The following is a 25,340-nucleotide window of genomic DNA, read 5'->3' as shown; positions in this document are numbered from 1 at the left end:
AAAAAAGTAGGGGACTCCCGCGCAATGTACCTCAAAAAGAAAGTGTGTGCAAGGTATCCATCCCCTGCACACACCGGTTGTGGTTCAGGATCTATCAGCGATCCACTCACAGACCGCTATCAAAACGACCCACTAACAGCCAGGCGCAACGGCGCATCGAAATACACGCCGCCATCGCTATACGACAGATCCACGCGGATATCGCGCCCGCCAAAATCGTACTTCAGGCCAGCGCCCAAACTGTAATCCTCCACGTCGTAGTTGACCTTATATCCACCGCGCAATGCGAGCATATTGGAAATCCAAAGCTCACCGCCAAAATTCCACCGCTGACCGTAATCAGTAGCCATAATGGTCTCGGCCGCAAGCGTCAAATACGTCGGATCGCCCTGTTCGCCATAGACCTCACCTGCCAGGCCAAAATTGAAATTGATCGGCGGTGAATACTGCTCGGTTTCCACAGTAATATCGGCACCCACATTGCGCGCGGCAGCAGCAATACGCAAACTGCGATAGCCCGTATATGCCGAAATACCCAGGTCAAACTGAAAGGTACTCGTCGTTTTGAGCACCAGATCTTCCTGCACCCACCGCGCCTGCACACCCCAGGACACTTTATCGGTCATCTGACGCGCAAACATAAACCCAATGGCCGTATCGCCGCCCTGGATCATGCGCCCGGTACCTGTGGCTTGAAAGATCGTCGTCTCCTCCACCTCTTCGGGCACAAAACTCACAATGGAAACGCCAAACGTATTGCCGCCCCATTTATAAGCCAATGCCCCCGAATACAATCCCGAATTGACCAGCCAGCGCGTGTAGGACAGCGCGTATTCGCCGCCCGAAACAAATCCCAGTGCGCCGGGATTGTAAAAAGACGCGTCAATACCGCCGTTCATCGCGACAAAGGCTTCGCCCATAGCCACGGCACGGGGCGATGCACCGATTTTGAGAAATGCCAGCGACGACTGGCCCTTCACCGGCAAAATCGTACCGTATTCGCCAAAATCTGACTGGGCAAAGGCCGGTCCTGTCATCAGCCCGACCACCAGCATTAGCACCAGCAATATTCGTTTATTCATGTCAGGCTCCTTATCTCAAAATGTAAAACGTCCCCGTCACCGTTTGCCCCATACTTTCGGGCGTCAGCGATTCAACGACGTAAAAATAAATTCCGCTGGCCACATCAGGCGAAGTCACATTGCGTTCAATTTGGAACCACGACGCTTCGCCAGAACTCGCATCGTCGTGCAGGATTTCACCCACAATATCGCCCGCCACATTGAAGATCAGCACGCGGCTTTTGGGGGGCAATCCCAGAAAGCGGATCTTTTTAGAACTCTGGTAATTATAAGCCGCTTCCGACAAACTGAACGGATTGGGCACCACGCGCACGCGCTTTTCCGGCCATGACGGCGCCAGACCCGGCTGAAACGGACTGAGATCCAGATTCACGCGCTGCTCGGGGGCAGAATATCCACCTTCGAGTCCAGCCTGTAAGTGCCCCTGCACTTCTTCGGGCAAATCACCCATACTCGACATGCCATTGCTCCATGAACTGCGCGGTTTGGCGAAAGCCCGCACATTGTAAAAGTACCGGAACCCGGCAACTGCCGTATTGTCGCGCCACACGTATTGACCGCCCGAATAGTCCCAGGTAGATCCGGAGGTACCTGCAGTGACAGTACCCACGTCTTCCCATGGACCAAATTCCTGATAGGCGGATCGGAACACGCGATATCCCACCACATCGGCATCGCCAAAATCGGGATGTGCCGACGACTCAGCGGCATCATTCCACGTCAATGTAATCTCGGCATCCTGATTGACCCCTGGCGCAAACTTCACATCGGGTGGATAATCGGGCAGATCGTACATATTGTCGTACGCAAATTGCGCGGCCTTCAAATGCGCCACAAGAGCAGCTTCTCCCTTGCTCAACCGCGCCAATCGTTCTTCTACGGGCAGTGGAATATCTTTCAGGCAAAATGTCTGCACATCGACTGCATACGCAGACTGGCCTTCTCGGGATATCGCCTGTGCGCCTGTCCCGGCGACATAAGCCACCACGATCTTGGCCTTCTCGCCCACAGCCAGATTATACGGCCCAAAAGTGAGTGCATTGGCCATCGCATTGACAGTGGTTGGATTGGCATCGGTTGTTCCCGAAAACGTTTCGTAAATGCCCTGCTCGGAATCGCTCTGCAAATTCGGCAAATCCGTCCTCAACCCCCAGAAATCGCGCGTTTCCCACCACTTTGACGTCCTGGGTTGTTCGCCTACTGGATTGACGTATTTGCCCTGATCGTCGGCATTAAACACATGCGACGGCCCGCTATCGCGATAGGCCAACGGTGCAACGCCCACGTACTGCGGCGATCTCATTTGCCCGTCAAACACACCGCCCGGCAGTCTTTTTGCATTGCCGTGTACGCTTTCAAGATAAACGGGCTGCCCGGTATCCTCTTCAGCACGCTGGATACTGTCGCCATCCCACTGATAATTCATCTTCAAATCGACGTATTCAGCAGGTCCGTCGTAATTCGACGCACCCGTATAGCGGTATTGATCGTCTTGTGGCTGATACGATCCGGGCATGCCAGATCCGATGCTATTCCAATTGCCCTCGCCCGACATGCTCACCGTAAAGCCCTGAACAAATGAGAAATACGCCCCCGTTAGATTATGTCCTGCACCGCCATTCACATCGGCCACACCATCGCCATCGGAATCACCCGTGTTCTCAAATTCCACTTCCAATATGAAGAAATCGTCAAACCCCTGATAACTCCAGGCCATGGCTTTGCGCGTGATCGTAACACCGTGTTTGGTCGTCCACCTGCTAAAAACGATATCTTCTGCGCGGTCATCCTTATCGGCGTCCATATACTGGCCCCACCGATGATTCAAGACTTCATAGGGCACGCCCGTTCTCGGCGCATCGGTTTGCAATGCAGCACCGGGATACCAGTTGGGCATAATTGCTCCCGCACCCAATCCATGAGGCGGTACTTCGACCTGATATCCCCAATTGGCTTCGGGACTATTGGCAATATCGTAATACATTGGCGCGATATCCGCCGAAGGCGTCCACGGTCCCGAATACGACACGCCGTATTCGCCGCCGACATTGGTCAACACCCATATACCTTCCCCTCCCGACAAATTCTGTGCCTCATTTTTTTGTTCAGCCCAGCTAAAACCGTTCTTTTTGCCGAAATACTCAATATAGTCCGCACCCGCCATATTGAGCATAAGGCCATTGCCCATGCCCGGATACGTCAAGCGGGGCGCGCCGCGAGAACTCCGGTCGTCCCAGACGCCGCCCTGAGTACCCTCATTGCGGAATCCGGTCCAGAGTTGTCCTCGGGTGAGTTGCCGCAGATTCTGCGTGTCCAGGGAATAGACATTAAACGCCCATCCAAAAACTATCAGGATCAGGACAGCAGCGAGAAATTTCCTGTTCATATCACTATCCTCCAATTTTCAAAACTGAATTTCCAGACCGATTTCCACTTCGCGCGGATGATACCTGTAGCGCGTGGCTTCTCTCGGGTCGCCATATAGCAAAAACTCGGTATCATCTGGCGGGGGTAGCCGCAAGCCGTACTGTATATACGTGAAATCCGAATCTCGGCTCTCTGTGCTCCTCTCGTTGAACAAATTGCTCACCTCCAAAAATAGCGTGGGACGCAAATTGCCAATGGCTCGGAAATCTTTGGCCGCGTACAGATCCGTCTTCATAGCCGTTGCACCCGTGCGAAATTCGCGCGGGCCAATCGGGGGTACATATTCAAACGGCTCGCCGCTGAAAATGCGATATATCATGCTCACGCGCAAACCACCAAATGGATTAATTGTGCCCATTTTGGGACCATAAGCCATCGGCGTGGCATAATACAACTGAAGCGACAACTGATTCCTGCGTTGTCCACCGGTAGGCTCCGATGAAAAAACCTGCCCATTTGAAGCTGTCCATATCCCATTATCATTGGTTTTAATAGGCGGCTGCCAGGGACCTGCACCGGGGCCCGGTGAACCCGCTTGCTCGGTCCACGACACGATATTTGCCTCGGCTTTGGCACTGATGTCAGCCACTTGCTCAGATGTGAGTGGCACGGGCCTTTCCGAACCATCGGATTGCACTTCCCAATCGGTCCAGTAGTGTCCGCCCGAAATAAAATCAGCATCGGGAAGCACATACCAGTTCGCAGAGTGTTTTCCGTAGTGAACGCCGCCCGGGTCGCGCACCCATTCGGCGTTGTAGGACAAATTGAACTGGAAATTATTGCTAAACGTCTTTTTCAGCGACAATTCGAGGCCGCGCGCCGTTTGCCAGTAGGTATTGCGTATGGCGTTGACCTGTGAGGATTGGCCTCTGAGGGGATCTACCCAATAGGAAATGTTGTTTCTGGAGTACAATCCCTCATCGCGCCGATAGTGTGCCGTAATACTCGCCGTATAATCGGCCACAAAATTCCAATCCACCCCCATTTCCATACTCGTCGTGCGCTGGGGTTTCATGCCATCGGACGGCTGCCGCGCCGTGGTATGCACTTCCATAGCATTCCACTTTTCGGTCTCATCAATCATGCCATTGCCGTTGAGGTCATTGTCCGGCGCCTCGCTCGAAAACTGCCTGCGATGGGTCTCGAGGAGCACGGGAAAGACATTCGCTCGACCAATAAAATAGTGCGCCGCCAGACGGTCTGTAATCGGGTGCGACAGCCCCACGCGAGGACTCAATGCCGTCATCGTTGGCTTCGAACTATCGAGGTGATCCATTTCATACCGCGCCCGCGTAAACGTGCTGTACATCGGTGATTTTCCCAGCGCCTCTCCCATTGAGCCATTGCGCCCAAAATTGTAATAATCCCAGCGCAAACCCAGATTGGCGACTAGACCACCGTACTCGATCTTGTCCTGCACGTACAGGTTCAGCGTCCACGGTTTCACATTTTTGCCCAGTTCAAAACCATCTGCCACAAACTCGAGAAAACGACTCTTGGTATTGTCAAAATCTTCTCGCGTGCGGTGATATAACCGTTGTGTGAGCACCAATCCCGTCTGAATCAAGTGCGACCGATTGACCTGACTCACGAAATCGTATTTGATGCCGTATCTCGTATCTTCCTCTTCGGTGTATTCGCGCAACAGCGTGGGCAAATTGAAAAACCCCGCCTTATCTTTGCGCACGGCTTCGGTGGCATCCGGCACATCGAACGCATCGCGGTCGTATTTGTTGTAGAAAAATTTCAGATCGTAATACGTGTTTTCGCCCAATGTATGTGTCAGCGTCAATACCTGGAGCTGCCGCGACAAGGTGTAAGTTCCCGAAGCTGAAAAATCCTCGGGAAAGAAAATATTTTGTGCATTATTGCGCGTCGATCCCTGAAACCGATCAGACCGCTGATACATCCCCAGCGCCTTAATCTTGATATCTGCACCGGGCCGATACGTCAACGTAGCTTGCATGCGTGGCGGATCGTCCGATACCTGTTCAGCCGCCGGGAACCTGGCCGGACTGCGGGCATAACTCACACTGGCAAAATACGAAAAATCGCGTGAGAGCGGACCGCCCAGCGTACCTTCTAAGCGGTGTCCGCGCTTGTCCGTATAATCGACGCGTTCGTGCGCCATACGCTCGACATCGTCAGACGTTCCCAGCGCGCGATCCGGTCCTGGATCCATATACGTTTCATTCACCCAATCGGGATTGTCCCATTGCACGTTGTCTTCAAACCCGGGGCTTTCATAAACGTCTCTGCCCCAGTGTTTTTTGCCCGCAGGTGTGAACTTATACTCCACCCGACCGGAGAAATTGCCTCGACCTTCTTTTGTCACCAGACTCACAATACCCGCCCCCGCATTGCCAAATTCTGCATTCATACCGCCGGTTAGCACACTCAATTCCTGAATAGCCGTGGTATTTACGCCCGTAAGCATGCTCCGATCAACTTCAATCCCATCGATATAATAGCCCACCTGCGTACCCGTTTGCACCTGCGTTGAACTTCCGCGAATGCGGTTGGTGCCATCCAGCGCCATACCCGGTTGCAACGCGATCAATTGCGATGTCGATCTCACCTGCGGCACAGCCTGAATATCTGCCGCGGAAACCACGTATTTGCTCGTAGTTTTATCTGGCTCCACAGGCGGGCGCTCCGCCACGACAACCAGCTCGGCCAATTCCAGACTCGCTTCTTTCAGTGCAAAATTCACCGTGGATGTATAATCCACAATCACCTGCACTGCTTCTTTCTTTTCCGTGCCATAGCCCACCATCGTCGCCGTAAGGGTGTACATGCCGGGATCTACAGCCAGAATTAAATAGCGGCCCTCGGCATCGGTAGTCGCTCCTTTGCGGGTTCCTTCGAGTGCCACATTAGCGCCCGGCAAAGACTCACCCGTAGCGGCATCTGTGATGACACCTGTGATTTTCCCCGCTGTTGTCGCCATGGCCGATGTATCCATCAGCAACAACAAAATAAATCCCAATATTAATCGCTTCATAATCCTCTCCTCGTTTGAGATCTACCAGTACAATTTGAACGCCGTCCTGAAATCGAACATTGCAAGAGGAAATACTCCGGGCAGATTCCACGCCTCCATAGGACGCAAATCACCCAAAATCATGTGATAACGCCCGCGGATATCCAGCCCGAATCGCCCCTGCACCACCGTCATGCCCAACCCCACATTCGCACCCAGAGCCGTATGTTCATCCTCTCGATCATTCAGCATCAGATCCGCATTCAAAGGCTCCTCTTTTTGTCCCGGATAAATCAGACCAGTAATCCGATCCTGATAATCGTAGAACCCCGCCCCCACAGCGATATAGGGCAAAAGCTGCAAATCACTGCCGGACTTTCGGGTATTGAGATACGCCAGCGCATTGATCAAAAAACTGTTGAGATTAAACCTGGAATTCGCATCTGGACTCAAATATTTTTGCTTGTCAATAGGCCATGTAAACGCCAGACCTTCGATCTTTCCATTATCCATTGTCATGTGATGGTATTCAAACTCCATCGTAGCGCGCGAACTGACCTGATAATCCAGCACCGCACCATAAACCTGAGAAGCCGAATACCGCTCGTGAAACCCCAACACGGGCACACTGCGGTTAAAAAACACGCCAGCACCGTATCGAGCCTCCTGGGCAGAAACCGGCACCGCGACCAACAATGCCAGTAGCCACATCTTCAACATCAAATATCTATTCATAGATATGCCTCCTTTTAACAGTAAACAGTTGTATAACATTCCACACCTCATATCATATTGCCTCCTTTCCAGGGAGCACAACGGGTTATCTCTTTCGCTCAAACCCCCAGCTTCTTGATAAACGCCAGATTCTTCGCGTGATCGGCATTTGGATCATCGCCCGAAGGCGTCTCCAAAACGATGTACCCATCGTAACCGATCTCGCGCATCGCCGCATCTACCGAATCAAAATCCACGCGCCCGTCTCCCAGCGCCTGTCGGTCCGTATCCTTCGCGTGAATCATCCCGACACCCTCACTTCCCAGCTTCAAAATTTCCTCAGCCGGATCCTGTCCGCGCGTCATCGTATTGCCCGTATCGTGATAGACCTTCACCGCATGTGACCCCACGCGGTCTAAAATCATCACCAGGTGATCTGCGCTAAAGGTCGTCTCCAGATCCAAAATCACGCCGTGTTCTTCCGCAACCTCCCCCAGTGCTTTGAATCCATCCACCAGTTGATCCCACGTCGAATCCGGCCACTCATCCATATCTCGCGGAAACATCGGCACCAGAATATGTCGCGTATCAACCGCCGCACATGACCCAATCACATGCGTCAAAATCTCAACGCCTTCGGCGCGTATTTCCGCTTCTGGCAGCGCGGGGTGAAATTGCGAAAACACCCCCGGCGACAGTGAAGAAATCTCAACCCCTGCCGCATCTGCCAATCCCTTCAGTTTCTCTGCCCCGCCGTCCTCCCACAAAATATTCTCCCCATAGTCTCGCCCAACACAAAACTCTACCCCATCAAATCCAATATCCTTCGCCACTGAAAATACCGCTTCCAGCGGTGCTTTTAACATATTATCTCGAATACCGTATTTCACAATAGATCTCCTTTATCGTTTAGCGGAAGAACCCTTGAAACGCTGTCAACAGAAGATTTCGTCTCCAATATCTAATTGCGGCAACACCGCACACAACACCTTCGCAAAGGCTTGCCGCTCGGCGGATGGCCCCACGGTCACGCGAATGCAGCGGTCGAGCGGAGCCACGCCCGGCATCCGCACGAAGACCCCGCGCTGCAAAAGCATCTGCATCAGCCGCCGCGCTCGCGCGCCACTACCCACGTCGAGGGCCACAAAATTAGTCGCCGAAGGCACCGTTTGCAGCCCCAATTCCGCCGCCAGCACCGCGTATTCCCGTCGGCCTTCCTCTACTTGCCGCACCACCGAGCGCACGAACGCATCGTCGCCCAGCGAAGCAAGTGCCCCAGCTTGGGCGATGCGATTGACGCCAAAGTGATTACGCACCTTGTCGAGCGCGACCACCACATCGCGGTGTGCCAGCGCGTAGCCGACCCTGGCCCCAGCCATGCCGTGCGCCTTGGAAAACGTCCGCAACCGCACCACCTGTGCCCGTTCCACTTCCAGCGGCAACAGGGCATCCTCCGGCGCGAAGTCGATATACGCCTCGTCGAGCAGCAACACACAATCCGGCGGCAACCCCGCGATAAAATCCCGCAACTCGTCGGCTCGCTGATAGGTGCCCATGGGGTTGTCGGGATTGGCCACGTAGATCAGCTTGGGGCGCACTTTCCACGCCTTGTCCAACAGGGCCGGCAAGTCCTCTCGATCCGCGCGATAGGGCACCTTGTGCAACACCGCCCCGTGCCCCTCGACGTGGTAGTTAAACGTGGGATAGGCCCCCAGCGACGTCACCACCGCGTCGCCCGGCTCGGCAAAAAGGCGCACCAAAAGCCCCAACAGTTCGTCAATCCCCGCACCCAAGACGACCTCTTCCTGCGCCACCCCGTGCCGCACCGCCAACGCCGAGCGCAGCTCGTATCCTTCTGGATCGTTGTACCAATGCACTTGCTCCACCGCCTCTACCATGGCCTGCTGCGCCCGCGGCGAGATACCAAAATTGCTCTCATTAGCACCAACTCGCAGGGCGAGCGGCTGCCCTTGCTCCCGCTCCAATGCCTCGGGCGGCACAAAGGGAACGGTCGCTGGCAGGGCGCGGACGATGTGCGTAAACGGCAACACGGGTTAAGACCACACGTAGATTTCGTCGTCGTCTTCGGCATAGCCAATGAAGACGGCGAGCACCACCCGCGGATCGTCCCCCTGCACCGCAGGGACCTCGTGGATGCAGCGCGTATTGAAGAAATACAAATCGCCCGGCTCGAGCGCGACCTCGCAGTGCGCCACGCCATGCGCGGCCGCATATTCGTGAAAACGGCCCTCGGCGATATACGGCTGTATCTCCTCGGTCCACAGACAGCGATGCAACACAGCCTGCACCCCAGGTCCTGCGGAATCCGAGTTCTGCACACACAGCACACCGGCAAATTGGTGGGTAAAGCGCGCCACCTCGTAGTTGAACCGCTTTTCGCGCAGAACGACGTGGTCGATGTGCGGACTATAGGCGTGGGTCTCGTAGTGGATGCGAAAGATGGCCGGGCCGTACAAGTGCCCGTCGCGCTCGCGCGCCGTCTTAACCTCCTTATTGGAAGCCAACGCCTGCAAGTGCCGATAGAGCAGTTGCACCGGGTCGAGCAAACCCGCAAAAAGGGTAGCAAAAAGCGCGTGCGTCTCCTCCGCATCTGCCAAGAACGCCTCTTGGTCGCCGCCCAAGTTGCCGAGGCTGGTGCCAATGTCGATGCGCGTGCGCTCGTCGCCCGCAGCGCGCAGCAACCCGCACTCGGCAAAGCGTTCCATCAGCCGCTGGCAATCGGCTGGCGTACAGACCTGGGGCAACAGAATCGCCGGTATCTCCGCCCGAGCCAAGGCGCCGAGCGGATCGGCGCACGCGTCCGGCCCCACGGGCCGCCAAGCGGCTCTTGTGTGACCCTGTGGATACTTCAATGCGGATCCTTCCTTTTAGCCTTTGCAGATGCCCTATGCCCAATTCTTCGGCCAAGCAAAATGCTCGTTAATATTTTCCACGTATTTCATCGGCTCATTGGGTTCAATATTAAACAGCGCATCCAGCACCTCCAACCCGTGCTGGTATGATTTTGTCTCCTTACTTTCGAGCACGCCAAATAACATCATCGACTTATCACCCGACAAAACCGCCTCAAGCGTACGCTCCATATTGAGCCAATCGGGATAAATGCACTCCAGCATAATTTTCTTTGGCAATGGCGGCACGCGCAAAGGCTGAATACCCTTCTTATTCACAATCGCGGGAACTTCCACCGCCACATCGTCGGGAATACCCGGCAAAACGCCGTGATTGGGGACATTCACCTGAAACTGACCTTCCACATTATTCACCAGCCCATTCATAATCGGAATATGCTGCTCGTGCGTCATCTGGTCGCCAAAAAGATCAACCGGCCGAATTTTCTCATCATAAGCCGCCGCCTTCATCTGCTCGTATTTTTCTGCCTTACCCGCCAGCACCGCATCGCGCCCGGCTGGCGTGTCTTTACCGCCATTGGGATCGTACCAGTATTTCCGCGCATCCAGATCCGTATGATACCACCAGCCGCCCCGCCGGGGCGTATCGCCAATAGGCATCAAACCATACATCTTGTATTGATGAATCGACGCACGCGACATCTGCGTAGGAATCGCCTTGCCCTCTCGGGCCAACAGCTCCCAATACGCCTCGCTCTCCTCAGCAACCCATCGATCCAACTTCGGATACATATCCTCATTTTCATAGATAAAATCCGTCATCCAGATATTGTGATTCAGTCCCGGAGCCTGCCACGTCACCTCATCCGGATCCAATCCCAACGTGCGCGCCACACCCGCGTAGCCATAATGCCCGTGACACAACCCGCACACCTTAATGCCCGTCTCCCGCGTCATCAATGTCGTCCCCGCAAACACCGGATTACCCGCCAGCAAAATCCACGCATCGGGACATAGCTTCTCCATATCCCGCGCCACATCCAGCATCAGTTGCAAATTGTGATACTCGGGCATCCCGGTCTTATCGTAAAAATACCCGAGCTCCGCCGTCATCTTGCGCCGTCGCTGCATAAAATACTCATTGTGCGTCACCGTCGCCGTATTGATCACGAAATCGGCATCCTGTAACGCGGCCTCCCTACTCGTCGTTTTCTCAAACGTCATATCCGCGCTCAAATCCTCGGCATACCGCCGCCCGAGTTCGTAAATCACATCGAGCACTTCCTCGTTGATATCCATAAAACAAACGTGGCTGCCATTCAACTCCTTTGTCAGACATAAATCCTTCACCAGCCCGAGTGAAAACACCACGCTACCCGCACCAAAAATCGTCACCTTATTTGCCATTACGCGCTCCCTATAAAAACATGAAAAACAGCACTCTCGAACAATTTACGACATCCTATCCTCCCCCGCCAGTGCTTTCCCCTATAACGACTCAACGATTCAGACGCCTTTTCCATTCATCGCCATCAAATTGCGGGTGATACACCTCGCTGAAAAACCGGCGGTGTTCTGGCGAAAGTGAATTGAGCATCTCGTCAGTAAACCCGGGCTTGTGATGGCGCACATTGATGTGATTATAAGCGTAAAACAGGGCCATCCGCGGCACATCCTGCGTCCAAACACAAGACGTATGGCGCACAGCCTCGGAAAAAACCAGCAGAGAACCCGGCGGACAGCCATACGTATCCCACACCCCCGAATCGGGATCGTCGAACAAAGGCAGCTTTTTCCTGTAATTGGACTTGTGGCTCCCTGGAATAAACGCCGTCCCCCCTTTCCCCTTCTCCACGCCATTTAATTCCCAAACCACCCTCGTCATCCCGGAATAAATCCGCCCGTCGTGGTACTGATAGCTATAATTGGGATTCACGGACTTACCCCCGGCATGCGGCGTCCATCCCCTGTGATTATCACCCTTAAAGCGATAAGACAAAAACGCGCCTTCCAGACGGATCTTCTCGGTCTCATCGTCAATAACCGTATGTAACACCCGCATAATCGCCGGATGATCAATTAATATCGACGCGGGACCACCCGGCAAACAACGCGCTTCAGGTGGCAAAGAATCTCTATCGGTACGCAATTTCTCACACTGTTCCACAATCGGCGCCATCTCATCATCGCTCAAAACAGCCGGAAAAAGAATATACCCCTTCAGGTCAAACATCACGGTTTCTTTCTCCGTCAAAGTCGGCGACCATTCCTTTCCCGAAATACCCATCGCAAAACCTCCCGTTTTAATTTCTCTCCACCCACCACATATCCCGATGCTTTTCAGCCAATGCCTTCAGTTCTTGCGCCACCTCGGGATACTCGTCAATCACATTGGTCGTCTCGTAGGGATCGTTTTCCATATCAAAAAGCGACAACTCGATATGCGCGGTATCGTATTGCCCTGGCGCTCCGTCATTGCCCGCTTCTACAAGCGTGCGATAATCGTGTGGCAAATGCAACTTCCACTTGCCATCTCCACTGACCACCCCATCGAAAGTTCGCCCAGTTGAAACCGGATAATACACATGCGAATTCGTCGCATCTGGCTGGCACGTCACAATATCCCAAACATCGACCCCATCAATCGTATAATCCGGCAAATCCGCCCCCGCCAGCTTCGCAAACGTCGGCAAAAAATCCACCGAACAAAATGCCTGATGCGATATCTCACCCGCGGGAATGCCATTGGGATAGTGCATCACACACGCCGAACGCGTACCCCCGTCAAAACCCGTCCCCTTCGCCTCGCGATAAGGCGTCTTCCCCGCGTGATTGCCATAAGAAATCCAGGGCCCATTATCCGACGTAAAAACCACAACCGTATCATCCGCCACGCCTGCTTTTTCAAGCGCATTCACGATCTCACCCACCGACCAATCGATCTCCATCATCACATCGGCATACAAACCTTCCCCCGATTTTCCGTCGAACTTATCGCTACAAAACAGCGGTACATGCGGCATATTGTGGGGCACATATAGGAAAAACGGCTCATCGGCGTGACGCCCGATAAAATCGACCGCATGCTCCGTGTACCAGGTCGTCAGCATCTTCTGCTGCTCTGGCGACACATCGTCAATAACGATCTCGCCATTTTTCCAGAACTGCAATTCCATAGTATCAAAATGCCTGCTCTGCGGATGGTACTTCCACATATCGTTGGAATACATCAAACCCGACGACTCGTCAAACCCCCGAGCGGGTGGTCGCGTATCCTCGTGATCGCCAATATGCCACTTGCCAAACACCCCCGTTGCATATCCCACTGGTTTAAGAACCTCAGCAATCGTGGCAAAACTCGGATCCAAACCCCGTGCCCGGGGCGGAATCGCGCCATAAAGCTTATGCCTGCCAGGATAACACCCCGTCAACAATGACGCCCGCGACGCCGAACAAATTGCCTGAGGCACGTAAAACTGGTGATAACAACACCCGCCCGCCGCCAATTTTTCCACATTGGGCGTCGGATACGCCGTCTCTCCAAATGGCCGAAAATCCGCCCATCCGGAATCATCTAAAAAAATCACCACAAAATTTGGTCTTCTGTTCAAGATACAACCCTCCTTAAAAATTGTTTTGCAGCATGCATTATTCTTGACGACAACGCCCTACTACCCGATTATTATAGAACGAACCTGCTTTATCAGTCAATCTCTATGGAGCTTTCTATGGCAGCCATCTCCGAAAAAGTCGCCTCTCGCGTAACCGAAGACGACGTGGCTTTTTACCGCGAAAATGGATACCTCGTAATCCCCGATGCACTCACCCCCGAAGAAGTCGAAATCCTGCGCGATGAAACCACTGCCCTGTGCCGAGGGGAGCGCGGCGACATAGGCAATTTACCCGCTGTCTCGCCCGACGACACCGACGCCGACGTAATCAAACGCATCCTGTGTATCCACCACGTACACAGAATCTCACCCATCATGTACGACGCGCTATCCCATCCCGTCATGGTCGATGGCCTCACCAGCGTCATCGGACCCAATGTCAAATGCATGCAATCCATGCTCTTCATCAAAAGCGCGGGAAAACCCGGCCAAGCATGGCATCAGGATGAAATCTACATCCCCACTCGCGACCAGTCGCTCACGGGCGGCTGGTTTGCCCTTGACGATGCCACGACTGAAAACGGCTGCTTGTGGGTCATTCCCGGCTCGCACAAACGCGGCATATTGTGGCCTCAACACGTACAGCACGACAAGCGATTTGACTGCGCCCATGAAACCTTCCGATTCCCCTACACAGATGACGACGCCATCCCCGTCGAAGTCAAAACAGGCGCGCTCGTCTTCTTTCACGGCTACCTGCTCCACCGCTCATTCCCCAACCGCGCCAAATCCGGCTTCCGTCGCGTACTCGTCAACCACTACATGAGCGCGGAATCCCTCCTCCCCTGGCGCAATTTGAAACCCGGCGAACGCATGGCAACCGCAGACATGCGGGAAATCATCATGATCGCAGGCGAAGACCCTTATGCTTATAAAGGCACTAAAATAACGGGACAACCGAATGTGCGCACGGCTGGCGATGGCGGATGCGGCGACGGCAGACAAGATTTACGATCCTGAAACTCTCACTGGTACTGATCGCCCGGCGCGGGCAAGTACGTTTTCGCAATCTCCGGATCGGTCTCTGTATCCTCAATCAGTTCCAAAAGCGCCCTGTGCAACCGCCTTGCTTCTTCGGGATGCTCGGCAATCACATTATTTTCCTGACCGGGATCTTCCGGCATATAAAACAACTCATCCATGCGGCGCTCTGGCATATTGCGACAATCGTAGCGCTCGGTGCGAATCGGTTTGGGACCTTTGTATTTGAGATCTTTATTGGGCCAATACACCAGCGTCCAGGTACCATCAGTTATTGTAGCAGGCACCGTGCCCCAGCTATCATTCAAATTGCGCCCGCTAATTGCAAACTCCCGGTGTTGTACCGTCTTACCCAACAAAACATCGGCAAATGACTCCCCCTGCACGCCATCGGGCACATCCAATCCCGCCAGACCGCAAAGCGTCGGAAACACATCCACCGGCTGCACCAGACTATCCACCTGTTTGCCCGCCATCGCTCCATCCGGATGATAAACCATAAACGGAATGTGAATCATCGGATCGTAAAGTTGTCCCCAATCTCCCCAGGGCTTGCCCTGCAATCCGTGGTCGCCAAAATAGTGTCCGTGATCAGCTATCAGCAAAAAAACCGTATTCTCCTTTAAACCCAACACATCTATCGTATCCCACAACATTCCCAACCACCGATCCGTCATCGTCACCTCAGCCGCGTACAGTGCACGCACGTGATTGAGTTCCTCATCCGTCATATAATTGCTGAACCCATAACACGGATAAATAAGCTCATCGCCTTCATAACCCGGATCGTACATATCCACATAATACTGCGGCGGATCCCACGGCTCGTGCGGATCCCACGAATCGATCCACAGAAAAAAACCATCCTTCACATAATTTCGCTCCAGCCAGTGCATCGCCTCGGTAAACACGCGAGGACCCAGATAATCCGATTCAAACAACCGCCCGCGCTGATTCGCCAGATAGCGAATCACCCCGGATTTTACTTTATCCTCACTGGCAGGCCATTTGATCTCCTCCAATGCATCGCTAATCCACGGCTCACCCCCCTGCCCGCGAATCCACGAAATAGAACCAAATCCGCGATCCAGAAAATTGCCCTGGGTCATAAACATCGGCGTATCAAAAACCAGCCCTGTTGTATATCCTTCGCGGCGAAAACGCTCGGCCATCGTGGGCAAATTCTGTTCCATTTTATCCCATGTATTAAACGGATGCCCCCACCGTCCCGTAAACAAATCGCGCCGACACGGCAGAGTCGGAAACGATCCCGAATACGCCTTTGAAAACACCAGCGATTCACGCGCAATGCGATCCATATTCGGCGTCCTTGCCCGGTCGCCATAAACACCCACGTGATCTGCCCGCAACGAATCCAGCATGACACAAATAACGTTCACAGTTTCCTCCTCATCTTTAAAGACGCCCAACGCCTCGCAACACAGCCTCTTGAACCAGCAACTCGTGTTCATAAGATCGATCCGGCGCGCGCGTACCTCGAATAGCCGGTAAAAACGCCTCTAATTCCAAATCGTACAAATCCTGCCGCGATTGTTGTGCCACATCGACAAATTGAACACCCTCTTCAAACCCATCGCGCGCCTCGTCCAAGCACAGACGGATTTTCTCCGCAGGCTCCATCGGCTCCATAATCGCACTGCCCTTTGTGCCATACACCTCAAACCGACGCGCGTTGGGCCGCGGCTCCAGCGCCGCGATATCGACAATGGCTATCGCTCGCTCAAATTCAAAAATACCCACTCCATTATCGGTAAAACCCTCGACCTCGAACATATCTTCGCGCAAAAATGGCGTCACGCGCTCAGGCCTGCCCAAAAGATGGACAATCTGATCGAGCTGATGCCCGCACAAATCGAAAAACACCCCACCCTGATGCACCGCGACAACTTTTTTCTGCGCCTTACCCAGAAACGTGGACATATGCGCTCGAACCGCAAACACATCGCCCAAAAACCCCGAATGCACCCACTCTGCGATCTTGCAATACCCATCGTGATACCGAAACATGTACCCCATCTGAATCAGCAAATCCCCCTCACGTGCCCGTGCGATAATCCGCTGCCACTGATCCCAATTTTCCCCAGCGGGCTTGTCGTACCACACGTGCTTTCCCGCTTGAATAATGGCCTCTGTCTGATCCAGACTCTCGACATTTGCACCCTCTGATGCAACAGCTACAATCTCATCATCGCCCAGCATCTCCGCTTCCGATTCAAACCAATAAACGCCTTCATAACCGCCCGATTGCGCCACCTCCTCGCGGCGTCTCTCATCGGGTTCAAACACACCAACCACCTCCACCTCAGCATTGGTTTGCATCGACCGCAATTTTCCGGCTGCGTGACCGTGTTTTGTACCGTATTGCGCCATTTTAACCATTTGTCGTTCCTCCACGTGAACGGGTTTGAAACCCGTTCCTACAGGATATATTCCATCCCCTACGGATCAGATATCTGCATTCTTCTGCGTCCATCTGCGTCCATCTGCGGATCGAATGTTTCTAAATATCAACAAACTCGCGTTGTGCCCGCTCTCGTTCCGCCACATCCAGAATGCGTCGAATCAGCAAACTCTCCAGACGCGGAATATTCGCCTTGCCACTTTCAAAAAGATCCATAATCGCCCCGGTAGAACGCGGAAAAATCACCGCCCGATCCACCTCCATATACCGCGTCTCCTCAGTCGTCGTCACAACAACAGCCTGCGGCGTCCTGTGCTTTTCATTCATATTGATCACCGCGGTTCGGTTGCCCGTAAAATCGATCAAAATCTGATTGTACTTCCCCTTACTCCGGCGCATCAGCCGTTTTGCCCCCGTGCCCATACAACTCACCACAATTTCTGTCGGATGAATACCGTACTCATCAAAAGACCGCCCGCCCTGCCAGACAACCATGTGTTTCACCTTGCGAGGACCGGCTTCCCGCACAAAATCCTGCACATTGCTATACCGCAGCGCAGACGAAGTCTGTATGGGAACGCGGTACTTATCTGCAAGCGCGAATATCTGTTGCGCCGTATCGAGATCGGGCGCAAAAGTCTTATCCACATAAGTGGCTTTGCCAAATGGAAAAATCGCCTCACACATAGCCAGATGGCGCTCCGGAGTCCTCGGCGCCAGAACGAGATAATAATCGACCGCATCGTTCAGAGCCTGCACGTCCGGAAAATAGGGCACCCTATTTTCCTCTGCCCATGCAAGGCTCGACTTCTGGCGAATACCCGTACAACCCGTCACCTCAAATCCCCGGTCCTTCAATTCATTCCTGAACGCACTCAAATACACATTTGAGTGAAAATTATTCAGATCGAGATCGTAAAAACCAACGCGTTTCAAGCGGCGACCTCCTTTCAGAATAGGGGTCAGTAGATTACCTCAAACCCAGCCGCACATACTGTTCCGGGGGCGCATCACATGCTTCCATCCCCTGAATCAACAGATCCACCATTCGTTTTTCAACCTCCGGATCCTCCAGAGGCTTTTCCTGTTTTGGATCCTGTTCCAAATCGTATAACAAGGTCCCAAAATCATGGATTCTCAACAATCTGGGACTAAATCCCTTGCTATCCCGCCCAGTGTGAATCTTCAGCACCTCACACCCTTTGGTAAAACTGAGCGGTTTGGAAAGCGCCATCTTACCCACCAATTCCTCTGGGGCAAAATGAGATCGAATATGGGTTGGCATCAACGTATATTCAAACAAAGGCTGATTTTCCCGATCTGCCGATGCCCGCATATACACATACCGCCCATCCGTCACATTGCCCTGATGTCCGTGCATCCCAAAAACCGCTGCATCCCGCACCGCCGTATCGTTATCCACCGCATCGCCAAGTGGTTTGCCGAGCATATCCACCGTCGGCTCCAAACCAAAAAAGTCCAGCAACGTCGGCCCCAGATCAATCGACGGCTGTACCAATGCCTCCCGCCGTTCCCCTTTCTTACCACATCGCGGATCCCATACAAAAAACGGTGTATGGGCCACTTCCTCATAAAAAGGCATCCACATCTTTGCCCAGCAATCGTGCTCACTCAGCAAAAACCCGTGATCGGTCCACACCACCAGCAACGTATCTTCCCACATCTCCAATTCATCCATCAAATCCAGCACATCGCCCAGCTTGGCATCACACATCGACAGCAGTGAAGCGTATTCAAACCGCATATGCTCAATTTGCTCTCGCGTCTCTTTCACCGGTTCATAGCTCGGCCAATCGTGCAACGGACCGTCGTAATCGCGATAATGCTCGGCGTAGAGATCCTTAAACTTGCGCTGAGAAAAAAATGGCTCGTGGGGATCGAACGTTTCAATCTGCAAAAACCAATTGTCTTCCGTGTAATTCCGCTGAATAAAATCAATCCCCGCCTCAAACGTCTTCGACTGGGGTTGATCTTCTTCCCGACGCATAAACTGCCGATTGATCAAATCCTGTCGGGACAGGTCATCTTCACCCGAATTTCGCCCATACGTATTTTCGGTAGAAGGATCTGCCACCTGCCCCTTCCACAGATCCCCTTCCTGTCCTCTGAAAAACTGCCAGGTGCTATACTGGGTGTGATAAGTGCACCCGCCGTCTTCCCAATAATGCTGATGATCGCTCACCAGATGACTCGAAACACCATGCTCCTTTAACATGCGAGGCACCGAATCGTCAAACGGCTCCAGCGGCCCCCACGAACGATGCAAAAAATTGGGCCGCCCCGTATGAAAATCCCGCCTGGCTGGCATACACGGCATCGAACACACATAAGACCTGTCAAACGTCACCGCGCGCTCTGATAGTCGTTTAAAATTTGGCGTATGCGTCCAGTCACACCCATAGGGCGACAACAGATGTCGATTTAGTGAATCAAACATCACCACAACTGCCTTCATATCTCCTCCTATTTGATCAAATCCCCACTTCCAACCGATGGGTTGTATCCACAACCGGATCATCTCCCTCAATAAACCGCGCCATCGTATTGTGTGTTGCCGGTCGAGTTTTAAAATCCGCAATCCACGGCTGCCTGAAATAAGCCTGTTTTTCGCGGGGCAAATTTTCCAGCACCACCGGTGGAATATTTAACCGATGCCAGTGCGTCGCCAAATGCGAATACGCGTGCAAAATCGTCACCCTGGGCGTATCGCGCTGCCACACAGGACCTGCGTGACACACATTTTCTGTAAAAAATAGTGCACTACCCGGCGGACACTCATACGTCATCAAAAATGGACTGCGCTCCCCCTCCTTCAACGACAAATGCGCCTCGTGCATTGGGAAATTGGCCTTATGACTCCCCACAATAAAATGTGTGCCCCCATCCCCTTTGTTCACCCCCGACAGTTCAAAAATTACCCGAACCATCCCCGCATGGATGCGCCCATTTTGAACCCGATACCCAAAAATCGGATCTATCTGCCTCGGACCCCCTCCGTGCAATTCGCCATGGGATTGGCCCTTCTTTCTCCAAACACACCCGGCCGCCTCCAGCCGAATCTCTGGCCCGATAATCTCGTGCAAAACATCGATCACCTTCGGATGATCGATCAACACACTCGCCGGTCCACCGGGAACGGCGCGATGTTCGGGAGGTAAAGATTCGGGATTGTGCTTAATCCGATCAATCTGATCCACAATCGCCGCCACTTCGTCTTTCGATAAAATCGCCGGTCGAACCATAAACCCCGTCAAATCAAATCTAAATCTCTCCTCTTCGGTCAAACCCATAGCGGAATCCTCCAATATCTCTGAGCGTACACTCCCTTCCAACGCTCTTTAGAATATAACGCCATCCACGCTAAGTCAAACGAGATAACTCTGCCTTGACTTCCCAATCGCAAATCCCTACCATGCAATTGCTTTTGATCCATCATGTTAAAGGACAAGCAATGGATAAACAAATTCCAAAACGCGGGCTGTTGCAGCGCCTGGACGAAAGCGGTGTAATATGCGCCGAAGGGTATGTCTTTGAACTCGAACGCAGGGGATATCTCCAGGCAGGAGCTTATGTACCCGAAGTCGTCTTAGAACACCCCGAAGCAGTCGCCGCTTTACACCGCGAATTTTTGCGGGCTGGCTCAGATGTTATCGAAGCCCTCACGTATTACGCCCACCGCGAAAAACTGCGTCTAATCGGCAAAGAAGAGTTGCTCGAATCCCTTCAAAAAAACGCCTTATCAATCGCCCACGACATAGCGCGCGAAGCCGCTGGAGAGCCACCTCTGGTCGCAGGCAATATTTGCAACACAAATATCTGGCATCCCAATGACAAAGCATCTGACTCAGTTGTTCGCGGCATGTTCGAAGAACAAATTAACTGGGCAACCGAGGCAAATGTCGATTTTATCATCGCCGAAACCTTCTCCTTTTTTGGCGAAGCGCGAATCGCCCTCAAAGCCATCACAGAAACTGGCCTACCAGCCGTCGTCACCCTCACCCCGCACAGAGAAGACGACCTCAGAGACGGGATTCCCCTCGAAGTCGCTGCCAAACAATTAGAGCAAGACGGCGCGACTGTCGTCGGTATTAACTGCGCGCGAGGTCCTCAGACCATGATGCCCGCAGTTATGCGCATTCGGCAAGCTGTATCGTGCCATGTTGCGGCATTGCCCGTCCCCTACCGCACCACCCCTGATCATCCCACCATGCAGTCCCTCCGCGACCCGCGCTTGCCCGAAGACCGCCCCTTTCCCACTGCGCTTGATCCCTTTACCTGCAATCGGTATGAAATGGCAGAATTTGCCAGAGAGGCATACAGCGCGGATATCCGCTACCTCGGCGTCTGCTGCGGCGGCGCACCTCATCATGTTCGCGCCATTGCAGAAGCACTCGGACGCACGCCAGAAGCCAGTCGCTATTCGCCAGACATGTCCAGGCACTATGCCTTCGGCACCCACAAAAGCCTGAAAAAATACAATCTGGACAACGCAAAAAATCTCTAAATATAAGACCATGAAAACAGATTACGAATACATCGTCCTCGGTTGTGGAGGCATAGGCAGTGCAACAGCGTATTGGCTCTCGCGCCGAAAAAGCAAAGACGTTCTGGGCATAGAACAATTTGAACACGGTCATCACCACGGCGGCTCCCAGGATCACTCGCGCATCATCCGCCTGACCTATTACTACCCCCAATACATCCGCCTGGCACCTGCCTCGTACACCGCATGGCATACGCTCGAAGAGGAATCCGGCGTCCAGATGGTTTTCAAAACGGGCAGCGTCCAATTTTCACCCGTCGATCACCCCTACCGATATGAAATCGACAAATACACGGGCGCAATGGATGAAACAGGCGTTCCCTACGATCGCGTTGACGCCGATGAAATCGTGAAACGCTTTCCGCAATTCCATCTAAAATACGAAGTCGATGGCATCTACCAGGCCGATACCGGATTGGTAGATGCAAGTCGGGGAAATGCCACCCATGTAGCCATGGCGCGTTATCGCGGTGCCACCATGTTGGACAACTGTGAAGCCACGCGCATTCGCCCGACCAACACCGGCGTCACAATCGAAACTAAACAGGGCAACTTCTCATGCCGCAAACTCATCGTCACAGCAGGTGCCTGGACAGATCGCCTGCTCGCCAGCGTGAACGTGAATCTATCCCTCACCGTAACCCAGGAACAAGTCACATACTACGCCACGCCAAACCTGCCGGACTTTGCCATTGGGAAATTCCCCATATTCATCTCTCATGCCGACGAATCCATCTACGGATTCCCCATCTATGGCGAAGTCGCCACCAAAGTCGGCATTGACGCATCCGGTCCAGCAGTGACAACCGATACGCGCACCTATGACCCCGATGCCGAACGCGAACGTTACCAGGAAGCCTGGCTCAAAGAAAACATCCCCGGATTCCTCGGCCCAAAGCTCTATACCAAAACCTGTCTCTACACAATGCCCAAAGACCGCCATTTCGTAATTGATACACTCCCCGAGCATCCCCAGATCATCGTCTGTGTAGGCGCCGGGCACGCGTACAAATTCTCTGGTATCCTGGGCAAAATCCTCAGCGAACTCGCCATTGATGGACACACGGATTATCCAATAGAACCTTTCGCACTACAACGCGATGCCATCACCGATCCCAATTTTAAACCCGTCTTCCGAATGTGATATGCCTGCCGATATTCTGCGTCTAAACATGTGGAGCGGTCCCCGCAATGTCTCAACCGCCCTCATGTACTCATTCGCACAGCGGTCAGACACCCGCGTAATTGACGAACCTCTCTACGGTCATTATTTACGGGTGTCTGCTGCCAAACACCCGGGCGCAAACGAAGTCATGGCCGCCATGGAATGCAATGGCGAAACCGTCATTCGCGATATCATCCTCGGTCCCTGTGATCGGCCCGTGCTCTTTATGAAACAGATGGCCCATCATCTCGTCGAAATAAGCCACGACTTTTTTGAACACACCCACAATGTCCTGCTCACGCGCGACCCCGTTGACATGCTCCCCTCGCTCGTCAACCAGCTCAAAATCCCCACCCTGCGCGACACGGGCTACAAAATGCAAGCCCAACTCCTGAGCGAGTTTCACGCCATAGGTCAAAAATACCCCGTGCTCGATTCTCGAGAACTCCTCAAAAATCCACGGCATGTCCTCACAAAACTCTGCGACGCCTTGAACATACCCTTTGATCTCGTAATGCTCACGTGGAAAGCCGGACCTCGTCCCGAAGACGGAATATGGGCGCAACACTGGTATCACAATGTCCACAAATCCACTGGCTTTCAACCCTATCGTCCCAAAACCGAACCCTTTCCCGATCGTTTGCGACCCCTCCTCGAAGAATGCCAACCCTATTACGACCAGCTTTATGCACATGCCATCAAAGCTGAGTAAACGGAGTACCCGTGTCTATCCAATTACCCGACCCGCGAAACGAAAACATCCTCATCCACGTCGGCGGCGAACTGCTCCCGCGCGAAGACGCCAAAATATCCGTTTTTGATAGCTCGGTCCAGGGCGGCGATGCCGTGTGGGAGGGCCTGCGCGTGTACAACGGCAAAATCTTCCAACTCGACGCGCACCTCGACCGCCTCTTCGACTCTGCCAAAGCCATGGCTTTTGCGGATATCCCCTCTCGTGAAGCAATCAAAACCGCGATCTTTGAAACCCTCAAAGCCAATAACATGCGCGATGAAGTGCATATCCGACTCACGCTCACGCGGGGAAAAAAAACCTCATCGGGCATGAGTCCGCACTTTAATCAATACGGCTCCTGCCTCATTGTGCTACCAGAATGGAAACCCCCTGTTTATTCCTCTGACGGCATCCGCCTGATCACCGCCTCTGTTCGCCGCAATCCGCCCATGTGCATCGACTCCAAAATCCATCACAACAATCTGATCAACAACATCCTCGCCAAAATAGAAGCCAATGTCGCAGGCGTTGATGACGCGATCATGCTCGACATCTTCGGCTATGTATCCGAAACCAATGCCACCAATATCTTCATCGTTAAAAAAGGGGCGCTTATCACGCCCCACGCGGATTCCTGCTTGCCCGGCATAACAAGAGGTGTAGTACTCGACCTCGCGCGCAACCTGGGCATCGAAGTTACCGAACGCAACCTATCGCTTACCGAAGTCTATACCGCAGATGAAAGCTTCACCACGGGCACCATGGGCGAACTCTCGCCCATCCTCGAAGTAGATGGTCGCACCATCGGCAGCGGCAAACCCGGTCCCATCACCAATCACCTGCGCGAACAATACGCCAAACACACTGCCGAACACGGCGAACCCATTCCTTAGAGCCACATAAAAAATACAAAGGCCAACGTGCAAACATCGGCCTTTTGTGATTTGAGATATTGGTATTGTAAATTAGATCAAAACATCTTCAAATCTCCCAGTTCGAGGTATAAGATCGGTCCTGGAGTCGCTCTGCAAGTTCAATCAGCACATCCAGCGACTTATTCAATCTCGCCTTCCTCTTGTCGTCGAGTTCATTTTCCCCAACCCAATTGGCATCGTGTACATACACGTTATACGGGCTGATAATACACTTGAAATCCAGCATAAGGGACGTTGCCAGCGAGGCAAATGCCATATAGCTGTGCGGCAATCCACCAGCATTGACAAACATTACAATCTTATCGTAGAAAGCTCCTCTGAGGGAACCGTCTTGTGGCGTGGAACCTATATACTCGACAAATTTCTTGAGTTCAGAGCAACACGCCCAATTGTACACTGGACTGGCCAATATAACAGCATCTGCGGCTGCTATGACTTTGTGGCACGATAGGTAAACCTCTGATGAATAGATTTCATCGTCGTCGAAATTTGGTGGGTCAAATTGTCGAAGATCGATAAAGTCAACAGAAATACCCTTGTCCTCCAGAGCGGCTTGGCACATGGCAGCGAGCATCCTGCTGCGACTATCGGTATTGAGACTACTGATGACGACTGAAATTCTCATCTGAACCTTTCTTTAAAGAATCGTGTTGATATGTTTATGTGTAAAAAAATATTATCTTTGTGATTCCGATACATCGTTCTCGAGTACAAAAATAACCTGTTCTTTTGGACAGGTTATTGAAGCCTTAAAAACAACTTTTTTATTTTTTATTAAGATCTATCACAG

General features: G+C 53.0%; 21 protein-coding genes. 5 read left to right on the top strand and 16 right to left on the bottom strand.

Annotation, left to right across the window (positions count from 1 at the left end; genetic code table 11):
* Positions 1 to 119 precede the first annotated feature (119 nt).
* The 10 genes from F4Y39_23570 to F4Y39_23525 form a co-directional block, all read right to left on the bottom strand.
* A complete protein-coding gene (locus F4Y39_23570) occupies positions 120 to 1,082 on the bottom strand; it encodes a PorV/PorQ family protein (protein MYC16718.1) in 963 nt (320 codons plus the stop codon).
* A 10-nt stretch (positions 1,083 to 1,092) separates the two neighbouring features.
* On the bottom strand, positions 1,093 to 3,468 hold the full coding sequence (locus tag F4Y39_23565; GenBank protein MYC16717.1) for a hypothetical protein: 2,376 nt from the start codon (positions 3,466 to 3,468) through the stop codon (positions 1,093 to 1,095).
* 18 nt (positions 3,469 to 3,486) lie between these two features.
* Positions 3,487 to 6,513 (bottom strand): TonB-dependent receptor, encoded by a 3,027-nt coding sequence (locus F4Y39_23560; protein MYC16716.1) that lies wholly within the window; start codon positions 6,511 to 6,513, stop codon positions 3,487 to 3,489.
* Positions 6,514 to 6,534: 21 nt separating this feature from the next.
* Positions 6,535 to 7,278, bottom strand: coding sequence for an outer membrane beta-barrel protein (locus tag F4Y39_23555; protein ID MYC16715.1), 744 nt, complete (start codon positions 7,276 to 7,278; stop codon positions 6,535 to 6,537).
* A gap of 47 nt (positions 7,279 to 7,325) precedes the next feature.
* A complete protein-coding gene (locus F4Y39_23550) occupies positions 7,326 to 8,096 on the bottom strand; it encodes a sugar phosphate isomerase/epimerase (protein ID MYC16714.1) in 771 nt (256 codons plus the stop codon).
* Positions 8,097 to 8,141: 45 nt separating this feature from the next.
* Entirely contained in the window at positions 8,142 to 9,254 is a 1,113-nt protein-coding gene (locus F4Y39_23545) for a pyridoxal phosphate-dependent aminotransferase (protein ID MYC16713.1), read from the bottom strand.
* A 6-nt stretch (positions 9,255 to 9,260) separates the two neighbouring features.
* Positions 9,261 to 10,037 (bottom strand): hypothetical protein, encoded by a 777-nt coding sequence (locus F4Y39_23540; protein ID MYC16712.1) that lies wholly within the window; start codon positions 10,035 to 10,037, stop codon positions 9,261 to 9,263.
* 75 nt (positions 10,038 to 10,112) lie between these two features.
* Positions 10,113 to 11,486, bottom strand: coding sequence for an alpha-glucosidase/alpha-galactosidase (locus F4Y39_23535; GenBank protein ID MYC16711.1), 1,374 nt, complete (start codon positions 11,484 to 11,486; stop codon positions 10,113 to 10,115).
* A gap of 91 nt (positions 11,487 to 11,577) precedes the next feature.
* On the bottom strand, positions 11,578 to 12,366 hold the full coding sequence (locus tag F4Y39_23530) for a phytanoyl-CoA dioxygenase family protein (GenBank protein MYC16710.1): 789 nt from the start codon (positions 12,364 to 12,366) through the stop codon (positions 11,578 to 11,580).
* A gap of 16 nt (positions 12,367 to 12,382) precedes the next feature.
* Positions 12,383 to 13,711: a sulfatase gene (locus tag F4Y39_23525; GenBank protein ID MYC16709.1), complete on the bottom strand. Its 1,329-nt coding sequence runs from the start codon at positions 13,709 to 13,711 to the stop codon at positions 12,383 to 12,385.
* Positions 13,712 to 13,807: 96 nt separating this feature from the next.
* Between F4Y39_23525 and F4Y39_23520 the strand changes: the two genes are divergently transcribed.
* Positions 13,808 to 14,710, top strand: a complete 903-nt coding sequence (locus tag F4Y39_23520; protein ID MYC16708.1) for a phytanoyl-CoA dioxygenase family protein — start codon at positions 13,808 to 13,810, stop codon at positions 14,708 to 14,710.
* A gap of 5 nt (positions 14,711 to 14,715) precedes the next feature.
* On the opposite strand, the gene F4Y39_23515 is transcribed toward F4Y39_23520, so the two are convergent.
* The 5 genes from F4Y39_23515 to F4Y39_23495 all read right to left on the bottom strand — a co-directional run bounded on the left by F4Y39_23515 (position 14,716) and on the right by F4Y39_23495 (position 20,464).
* A complete protein-coding gene (locus tag F4Y39_23515; protein MYC16707.1) occupies positions 14,716 to 16,203 on the bottom strand; it encodes a sulfatase-like hydrolase/transferase in 1,488 nt (495 codons plus the stop codon).
* Positions 16,148 to 17,131, bottom strand: a complete 984-nt coding sequence (locus F4Y39_23510) for a Gfo/Idh/MocA family oxidoreductase (GenBank protein MYC16706.1) — start codon at positions 17,129 to 17,131, stop codon at positions 16,148 to 16,150. Before F4Y39_23510 ends, F4Y39_23515 begins: the two co-directional genes overlap by 56 nt.
* Before the next feature lie 121 nt (positions 17,132 to 17,252).
* Complete coding sequence (locus F4Y39_23505; protein MYC16705.1) at positions 17,253 to 18,119, bottom strand: hypothetical protein; 867 nt, start codon at positions 18,117 to 18,119, stop codon at positions 17,253 to 17,255.
* Positions 18,120 to 18,123: 4 nt separating this feature from the next.
* Complete coding sequence (locus F4Y39_23500) at positions 18,124 to 19,629, bottom strand: sulfatase (protein ID MYC16704.1); 1,506 nt, start codon at positions 19,627 to 19,629, stop codon at positions 18,124 to 18,126.
* A 16-nt stretch (positions 19,630 to 19,645) separates the two neighbouring features.
* Complete coding sequence (locus F4Y39_23495; GenBank protein ID MYC16703.1) at positions 19,646 to 20,464, bottom strand: hypothetical protein; 819 nt, start codon at positions 20,462 to 20,464, stop codon at positions 19,646 to 19,648.
* Positions 20,465 to 20,625: 161 nt separating this feature from the next.
* Between F4Y39_23495 and F4Y39_23490 the strand changes: the two genes are divergently transcribed.
* From F4Y39_23490 to ilvE, 4 genes are read left to right on the top strand one after another with little or no spacing between them, the layout of a single operon-like run.
* Positions 20,626 to 21,678: a homocysteine S-methyltransferase family protein gene (locus F4Y39_23490; GenBank protein ID MYC16702.1), complete on the top strand. Its 1,053-nt coding sequence runs from the start codon at positions 20,626 to 20,628 to the stop codon at positions 21,676 to 21,678.
* A 10-nt stretch (positions 21,679 to 21,688) separates the two neighbouring features.
* Positions 21,689 to 22,861, top strand: coding sequence for an N-methyl-L-tryptophan oxidase (gene solA / locus F4Y39_23485; protein ID MYC16701.1), 1,173 nt, complete (start codon positions 21,689 to 21,691; stop codon positions 22,859 to 22,861).
* Positions 22,862 to 22,889: 28 nt separating this feature from the next.
* Positions 22,890 to 23,594: a sulfotransferase family protein gene (locus F4Y39_23480; protein MYC16700.1), complete on the top strand. Its 705-nt coding sequence runs from the start codon at positions 22,890 to 22,892 to the stop codon at positions 23,592 to 23,594.
* Between the two features lie 17 nt (positions 23,595 to 23,611).
* Positions 23,612 to 24,508 (top strand): branched-chain-amino-acid transaminase, encoded by an 897-nt coding sequence (ilvE, locus tag F4Y39_23475; GenBank protein ID MYC16699.1) that lies wholly within the window; start codon positions 23,612 to 23,614, stop codon positions 24,506 to 24,508.
* 88 nt (positions 24,509 to 24,596) lie between these two features.
* Here ilvE and F4Y39_23470 read toward each other — a convergent pair whose 3' ends face one another.
* Positions 24,597 to 25,175 carry an NAD(P)H-dependent oxidoreductase gene (locus F4Y39_23470; GenBank protein MYC16698.1) on the bottom strand — a complete coding sequence of 193 codons (579 nt, stop codon included), beginning with the start codon at positions 25,173 to 25,175 and terminating at the stop codon, positions 24,597 to 24,599.
* Between the last annotated feature and the right edge of the window lie 165 nt (positions 25,176 to 25,340).

The sequence above is a fragment of the Gemmatimonadota bacterium genome, from assembly GCA_009838845.1.
Lineage (GTDB): Bacteria > Latescibacterota > UBA2968 > UBA2968 > UBA2968 > VXRD01.
Note: the sequence above shows the minus strand (reverse complement) of the source record. Positions and strands in the feature narration are given on the sequence as shown.

Coding starts and splice junctions, on each gene's coding strand:
- F4Y39_23570 (MYC16718.1), bottom strand. CDS start 1,082: ATGAATAAACGAATATTGCTGGTGCTAATGCTGGTGGTCGGGCTGATG.
- F4Y39_23565 (MYC16717.1), bottom strand. CDS start 3,468: ATGAACAGGAAATTTCTCGCTGCTGTCCTGATCCTGATAGTTTTTGGA.
- F4Y39_23560 (MYC16716.1), bottom strand. CDS start 6,513: ATGAAGCGATTAATATTGGGATTTATTTTGTTGTTGCTGATGGATACA.
- F4Y39_23555 (MYC16715.1), bottom strand. CDS start 7,278: ATGAGGTGTGGAATGTTATACAACTGTTTACTGTTAAAAGGAGGCATA.
- F4Y39_23535 (MYC16711.1), bottom strand. CDS start 11,486: ATGGCAAATAAGGTGACGATTTTTGGTGCGGGTAGCGTGGTGTTTTCA.
- F4Y39_23530 (MYC16710.1), bottom strand. CDS start 12,366: ATGGGTATTTCGGGAAAGGAATGGTCGCCGACTTTGACGGAGAAAGAA.
- F4Y39_23520 (MYC16708.1), top strand. CDS start 13,808: ATGGCAGCCATCTCCGAAAAAGTCGCCTCTCGCGTAACCGAAGACGAC.
- F4Y39_23515 (MYC16707.1), bottom strand. CDS start 16,203: ATGAACACGAGTTGCTGGTTCAAGAGGCTGTGTTGCGAGGCGTTGGGC.
- F4Y39_23510 (MYC16706.1), bottom strand. CDS start 17,131: ATGGTTAAAATGGCGCAATACGGTACAAAACACGGTCACGCAGCCGGA.
- F4Y39_23500 (MYC16704.1), bottom strand. CDS start 19,629: ATGAAGGCAGTTGTGGTGATGTTTGATTCACTAAATCGACATCTGTTG.
- F4Y39_23495 (MYC16703.1), bottom strand. CDS start 20,464: ATGGGTTTGACCGAAGAGGAGAGATTTAGATTTGATTTGACGGGGTTT.
- F4Y39_23490 (MYC16702.1), top strand. CDS start 20,626: ATGGATAAACAAATTCCAAAACGCGGGCTGTTGCAGCGCCTGGACGAA.
- solA (MYC16701.1), top strand. CDS start 21,689: ATGAAAACAGATTACGAATACATCGTCCTCGGTTGTGGAGGCATAGGC.
- F4Y39_23480 (MYC16700.1), top strand. CDS start 22,890: ATGTGGAGCGGTCCCCGCAATGTCTCAACCGCCCTCATGTACTCATTC.
- F4Y39_23470 (MYC16698.1), bottom strand. CDS start 25,175: ATGAGAATTTCAGTCGTCATCAGTAGTCTCAATACCGATAGTCGCAGC.